5 protein-coding genes are annotated in these 6683 nt (G+C 63.2%); all 5 read left to right on the top strand.

The features are described from left to right. Nucleotides 1-16: 16 nt before the first annotated feature. The 5 genes from parE to ACF8EF_RS03375 all read left to right on the top strand — a co-directional run bounded on the left by parE (nucleotide 17) and on the right by ACF8EF_RS03375 (nucleotide 6574). Nucleotides 17-1921, top strand: coding sequence for a DNA topoisomerase IV subunit B (parE, locus tag ACF8EF_RS03355; RefSeq protein WP_176683127.1), 1905 nt, complete (start codon nucleotides 17-19; stop codon nucleotides 1919-1921). After that, nucleotides 1918-2904 carry an esterase-like activity of phytase family protein gene (locus ACF8EF_RS03360; protein WP_392460971.1) on the top strand — a complete coding sequence of 329 codons (987 nt, stop codon included), beginning with the start codon at nucleotides 1918-1920 and terminating at the stop codon, nucleotides 2902-2904. Before parE ends, ACF8EF_RS03360 begins: the two co-directional genes overlap by 4 nt. Next, complete coding sequence (locus ACF8EF_RS03365; protein WP_176683129.1) at nucleotides 2901-3419, top strand: TIGR02281 family clan AA aspartic protease; 519 nt, start codon at nucleotides 2901-2903, stop codon at nucleotides 3417-3419. Before ACF8EF_RS03360 ends, ACF8EF_RS03365 begins: the two co-directional genes overlap by 4 nt. A gap of 13 nt (nucleotides 3420-3432) precedes the next feature. Beyond that, nucleotides 3433-5691 (top strand): DNA topoisomerase IV subunit A, encoded by a 2259-nt coding sequence (gene parC, locus ACF8EF_RS03370; protein WP_014859646.1) that lies wholly within the window; start codon nucleotides 3433-3435, stop codon nucleotides 5689-5691. A gap of 172 nt (nucleotides 5692-5863) precedes the next feature. Beyond that, on the top strand, nucleotides 5864-6574 hold the full coding sequence (locus ACF8EF_RS03375) for a membrane integrity-associated transporter subunit PqiC (protein WP_176683131.1): 711 nt from the start codon (nucleotides 5864-5866) through the stop codon (nucleotides 6572-6574). Nucleotides 6575-6683: the final 109 nt, after the last annotated feature.

Raw genomic sequence — 6683 nt, forward strand, 5'->3', positions numbered from 1 at the left:
CTGACGACGAGACCCTATGGCCAATCCCAGCGCTAGCGCCTATAACGCAGACGCCATCGAAGTCCTCTCGGGCCTTGATCCGGTCCGCAAGCGGCCGGGCATGTACACCGATACCAGCCGCCCCAACCACCTGGCCCAGGAAGTCATCGACAACAGTGTCGACGAAGCACTGGCCGGCCACGCGCGTTCGGTGCAGGTCATCCTGCATGCCGACCATTCGCTGGAAGTCAGCGACGACGGCCGCGGCATGCCGGTGGACATCCATCCGGAAGAGGGCGTGTCCGGGGTCGAGCTGATCCTCACCAAGCTGCACGCCGGCGGCAAGTTCTCCAACAAGAACTATCAGTTTTCCGGTGGCCTGCACGGGGTGGGCATCTCGGTGGTCAACGCCCTGTCGACCCAGGTGCGCGTGCGCGTCAAACGTGACGGCAACGAATACCAGATGACCTTTGCCGATGGCTTCAAGGCCAGCGAGCTGGAAGTGGTCGGCTCTGTCGGCAAGCGCAACACCGGCACCAGCGTGTACTTCAGCCCCGACCCGAAGTACTTCGACTCGCCCAAGTTCTCCATCAGCCGCCTCAAGCACGTGCTCAAGGCCAAGGCGGTATTGTGCCCGGGGCTGCTGGTCAGCTTCGAGGACAAGGCCAGCGGCGAAAAGGTCGAATGGCACTACGAAGATGGCCTGCGCTCCTACCTGGTCGACTCGGTCAACGAATTCCAGCGCCTGCCCGACGAGCCGTTCTGTGGCAGCCTGGCGGGTAACAAGGAAGCGGTTGACTGGGCTTTGCTGTGGCTGCCCGACGGCGGTGACAGCATTCAGGAAAGCTACGTCAACCTGATCCCCACTGCCCAGGGCGGCACCCACGTCAACGGCCTGCGCCAGGGCCTGCTGGATGCCATGCGTGAGTTCTGCGAGTTCCGCAACTTGCTGCCGCGCGGGGTAAAGCTGGCGCCGGAAGACGTTTGGGAGCGCATCACCTTCGTACTGTCGATGAAGATGCAGGACCCGCAGTTCTCCGGGCAGACCAAAGAGCGCCTGTCATCACGCGAGGCCGCCGCGTTCGTCTCCGGCGTGGTCAAGGATGCTTTCAGTCTGTGGCTCAACGCCCACCCCGAGCTGGGCATGCAACTGGCAGAACTGGCCATCAGCAACGCCGGTCGCCGCCTCAAGGCCAGCAAGAAGGTCGAGCGCAAGCGCATCACACAGGGCCCGGCATTGCCCGGCAAGCTGGCCGATTGTGCGGGCCAGGACCCGATGCGTGCCGAGTTGTTTCTGGTCGAGGGTGACTCGGCCGGTGGTTCGGCCAAGCAGGCGCGGGACAAGGAATTCCAGGCCATCCTGCCGCTGCGCGGCAAGATCCTCAACACCTGGGAAGTGGACGGTGGCGAAGTCCTGGCCAGCCAGGAAGTGCACAACATTGCCGTGGCCATTGGTGTCGATCCGGGTGCCACCGACCTTGCGCAACTGCGCTATGGCAAGATCTGCATCCTCGCCGACGCTGACTCCGACGGCCTGCACATCGCCACACTGCTGTGTGCGCTGTTCGTTCAACACTTCCGGGCACTGGTCGAGGCTGGGCATGTTTATGTGGCCATGCCGCCCCTGTACCGCATCGACCTGGGCAAGGAAATCTACTATGCCCTCGACGAAGCCGAGCGTGACGGCATCCTCGACCGCCTGGTGGCCGAGAAGAAGCGTGGCAAGCCTCAGGTAACACGCTTCAAGGGCCTGGGCGAGATGAACCCGCCGCAGTTGCGCGAAACCACCATGGACCCGAACACCCGGCGCCTGGTGCAACTGACCCTGGACGATGTAGAAGCTACCTGCGAGCTGATGGACAAGCTGCTGGCCAAGAAGCGCGCCGGTGACCGCAAGAGCTGGCTGGAAACCAAGGGCAACCTGGCCGAGGTCATGGTTTGATTCGGCAAGTCCTTGCCGTTTGCCTGGTGCTGGTTGCCCTGCCTTGCCTGGCGGGCAACTGGCCAGAGCTGAAGATGAGAGCCGAGCACCCGATCGACGGTATGCGCGGTGGCAACCTTTCGGGTCTGGTGGAATGCCGGGGCGGGTTGTGGGGCGTGTCCGATCGTGACGACGACCGTATCTACCGCTTCGATCAGCAGAACCCCACCTGGCGCGCGCAGCCGCTTACCTTCACCCCGCCGGCTGTCCCGGAAAGCGGCCTGCCATGGGGGTTGAAGTCGCGCAACTGGGCGGCATCGTACATTCGCGGTGGCGAGCTGGATTTCGAAGGTATCACCTGTGATCAGGCGGGTAACCTCTATCTGGTCAGCGAGGCGCATGCCGCGGTGCTGCAATTGCCGCTGGAAGGCGAGCCGGACTGGTTGAGGATCGACTCGGCCATGGTGCGCCAGGCCCGGGCAAGCGGCATGCTGCTGAACTTCAATGCCCTGTTCGAAGGTGTGGCGATCAACCCGGCGGGCGACCGCCTGTGGCTGGCCGCCGAGCGTGAGCGCCGTGGCCTGGTGGCCATTGAGCGCCGGCAGTCGGTATGGACTTGTGGGCGCAGTTGCGTGCTGCTGAGCGAGGCCGGGGTCGAGATGCAACCGGCGCAAATGCCCAATGCCCGGGCCCTGTCGCGCGACTTCGCGGACCTGGCCTGGTTCGAGGGCAAGCTGTTTACCCTAGAACGTAACGCCTACCGGGTGTGCCGGCGTGATGCCGACAGTGGCAAGGTCGAGCGTTGCTGGTCGTTCGCTGCCGATGCGCTGGTCGAGTCACGGCGTTACGCGCAGCCGTTTGGCCTGGCCGAAGCACTGGTGATCGATGCCAAGGGTGCCTGGATTGGCCTGGACAACAACGACAGCGCCCGAGCCGATGGCGAAACCCGCCCGGTCGTCTGGCGCTTCGACGCACCGCAAGGCGGCTGGAGCGCCAAACCATGAGCCAGGCGCCGGGCAAGCGCGCGGGCAGGGTGCTGATGATCGTCGCCTGGGCGGCGGCGCTGTTTCTTGCCACGCGTTTTTTCGGCCAGTGGGAAGACAGCCAGCGTAACCCCAATAGCCAGGTGCAATCCGAGCATGGTGCAGGCTATATCGAAGTGCGCCTGCTGAGTAATGGCCAGGGCCACTTCGTGGTGGATGGTGCCATCAACGGGCAGGTGGTGCATTTCATGCTCGACACCGGCGCCACCGACGTGGCGATCCCGGAGGCGTTGGCCCGTGAACTGAGCCTGGAGCGCGGTAGCCCCGTGCTACTGAGCACCGCCAACGGCCGCACCGAAGGCTACCGCACGCGCTTGGCCAGCCTGCAACTGGGCGATATCCGCCTGCAGAACGTACGCGCCATCGTGGTGCCGGGCCTGGACGGCCCCACCGTACTGCTGGGCATGAGTGCCCTGCAACAACTTGAATTTACCCAGCGCGGTGGCACCATGCTGCTGCGCCAGAACCTGAAATAATGACGAGGCCCGCATGAGCGACTCACTGGAACTCAGCCTGGACGGCGTCGAACGCCGCTCGCTGGCTGACTTCACCGAACAGGCCTACCTCAACTATTCCATGTACGTGATCATGGACCGTGCCCTGCCGCACATCGGCGACGGCCTGAAGCCGGTGCAGCGACGCATCGTCTATGCCATGAGCGAGTTGGGGCTCGATGCCGATGCCAAGCACAAGAAGTCGGCGCGTACCGTCGGTGATGTGCTCGGCAAGTTCCATCCCCATGGCGACTCGGCCTGCTACGAGGCCATGGTGCTGATGGCGCAGCCGTTCAGCTACCGCTACACCCTGGTCGATGGCCAGGGTAACTGGGGTGCGCCGGATGATCCGAAGTCGTTCGCCGCCATGCGCTATACCGAGGCGCGGCTGTCGCGCTACGCTGAAGTGCTGCTCAGCGAAGTCGGCCAGGGCACCGTGGACTGGGTGCCGAACTTCGACGGCACGTTGCAGGAGCCGGCCGTGCTGCCCGCGCGCCTGCCCAACATCCTGCTCAACGGTACCACCGGTATCGCCGTGGGCATGGCCACCGATGTGCCGCCGCACAACCTGCGAGAGGTGGCCAGTGCCTGTGTGCGACTGCTCGATGAGCCCAAGGCGACCATCGAGCAGTTGTGCGAGCACATCCAAGGGCCGGATTACCCGACCGAGGCAGAGATCGTTACGCCGCGGGCAGAAATTCTCAAGATGTACGAAAGCGGCCGCGGCTCGATCCGCATGCGCGCCGTGTACCGCGTCGAAGATGGCGACATCGTCGTCACGGCGCTGCCGCACCAGGTCTCCGGGGCCAAAGTGCTGGAGCAGATTGCCGCGCAGATGCAGGCCAAGAAGCTGCCGATGGTCGCCGACCTGCGCGACGAGTCGGACCACGAAAACCCGTGCCGTATCGTCATCATCCCGCGTTCCAACCGCGTGGATGTCGACGAGCTGATGCAGCACCTGTTCGCTACCACTGACCTGGAAAGCACCTACCGGGTCAACGTGAACATCATCGGCCTGGACGGCCGTCCGCAGTTGAAAAACCTGCGAACCATATTGGTAGAGTGGCTGGAGTTCCGCACCAATACCGTTCGTCGCCGCCTGCAGCACCGTCTGGATAAGGTCGAGAAGCGTCTGCACCTGTTGGACGGTTTACTCACCGCGTTCCTCAACCTGGATGAAGTGATCCACATCATCCGTACCGAGGAATACCCCAAGCAGGCCCTGATCGAGCGTTTCGAGCTGACCGAGATCCAGGCCGACTACATCCTCGAGACCCGCTTGCGGCAGTTGGCGCGCCTGGAAGAGATGAAGATCCGCGGTGAGCAGGATGAGTTGCTGAAGGAGCAAGCCAAGCTGCAGGCCCTGCTGGGGAGCGAGGCCAAACTGCGCAAGCTGGTGCGCAGCGAGCTGATCAAGGATGCCGAAACCTATGGCGATGATCGTCGTTCGCCGATCGTAGCGCGTGCCGAAGCCAAAGCGCTGTCGGAAAATGAGCTGATGCCGACTGAGCCCGTCACCGTGGTGCTGTCGGAGAAAGGCTGGGTGCGCTGCGCCAAGGGCCACGATATCGACGCCACTGGCCTTTCCTACAAGGCCGGCGACGGCTTCAAGGCTGCCGCGGCCGGGCGTTCCAACCAGTTTGCCGTGCTTATCGATTCCACCGGTCGCAGCTACTCGCTGGCCGCCCACAGCCTGCCATCGGCGCGTGGCCAGGGTGAGCCGCTGACTGGCCGTCTGACACCGCCACCGGGGGCGACTTTCGAATGTGTGTTGTTGCCTGACGACGATGCGCTGTACGTGGTGGCTTCGGATGCCGGTTACGGCTTTGTGGTCAAGGGTGAGGACCTGCAGGCCAAGAACAAGGCCGGCAAGGGCTTGCTCAGCTTGCCCAACGGGGCCAAGGTCATGACCCCGCGCCCAGTGGCTGATCGCGAGCAGGACTGGTTGGCGGCGGTGACCACCGAAGGCCGCCTGCTGGTGTTCAAGGTCAGCGACTTGCCACAGTTGGGTAAAGGCAAGGGCAACAAGATCATTGGCGTGCCGGGTGACCGGGTGGCCAGCCGTGAAGAATTTGTGACCGATCTAGCCGTGATTCCCGAAGGTGCGACCCTTGTATTGCAGGCCGGCAAGCGTACCCTGTCTTTGAAGGCGGACGACCTGGAACACTACAAGGGCGAGCGCGGTCGGCGCGGCAGCAAGCTGCCACGCGGGTTCCAGCGTGTCGATGGGTTGCAGGTGGAGGTGCCGACATAACCGGTTGTAATGCCTGGAACGGCAATTTCAACGCCGTTTCGGGCAGAAACGCTGGAGTCGTACGGTTATTTCGCGGATGATATGCCCCTTGCGGTGCCGGCGTAGCCGTGTGCCCGTTTGAATATACATGTATCACTGCGGTGTGCCTTGTGGCAGCCGCCTGGATGGGATGATGAAATTTCTGCGCCTTCCATTTGCGCTGTTGATGACTGGCCTGCTGGGACTTGGCGGGTGCACCATGCATCAGCCGGTTGCCCTGTATCAGCTCGACAGTGGTGATCCTGGCCAGCCTTCGCAGAGTGCGGGTATGGCCGTTGTACTTGGCCCGGTATCGGTGGCCGACTATCTTCAGCGTGAGACGTTCTTGCAGCGTCAAGCTGATGGCAGCCTGAGCGCGGCGACCGACGGTCGTTGGGCTGGTAGCCTTTCATCGGATATCGACCAACTGCTGGTGCGTCAACTGGCCTGGCGCTTGGACAGCCAGCGCGTAGTACTGGCCCCGGCGACCGAAGGCTTCACCCCGGACGTGCAAGTGCTGTTGTCGATCACTCGCCTGGACTCGGGCAAGAACCAGCCGGCCATCCTGGATGCCCAGTGGCGTTTGCTGGACCGCCGTGGCCATGTGCGTGACAACCGCATCATTCACCTCGAGCAACAGCACGAGGGCAGTGAGTCGTCGCAGGTGCAAGCCCAGGGGCAACTGCTGCAGAAGTTGGCCGAACAGTTGAGCACAGCGGTGAAGCCGCTGGCCAACCAGCCGGCGATTGCCGAAGAGGCACCGAAAAAGTCCGCTGCACCGAAGCAGGTGAAGAAAGGGCCGGAGAAACCCAAAATCCCGATGGCCTCGCCGATTCGCACCGATATGGAAGTTTATCGGTTCTGATCAAACGGCCAGATACGACAAAGCCCGCATTCGCTGCGGGCTTTTTTGTATCTGCCGGTCTTCGTAGGAGCGGGTTTACCCGCGAAGAGGCCGGCCCTGGTGGCCAATT

The sequence above is a fragment of the Pseudomonas sp. zjy_15 genome (assembly GCF_043101865.1).
Classification (GTDB): domain Bacteria; phylum Pseudomonadota; class Gammaproteobacteria; order Pseudomonadales; family Pseudomonadaceae; genus Aquipseudomonas; species Aquipseudomonas putida_Y.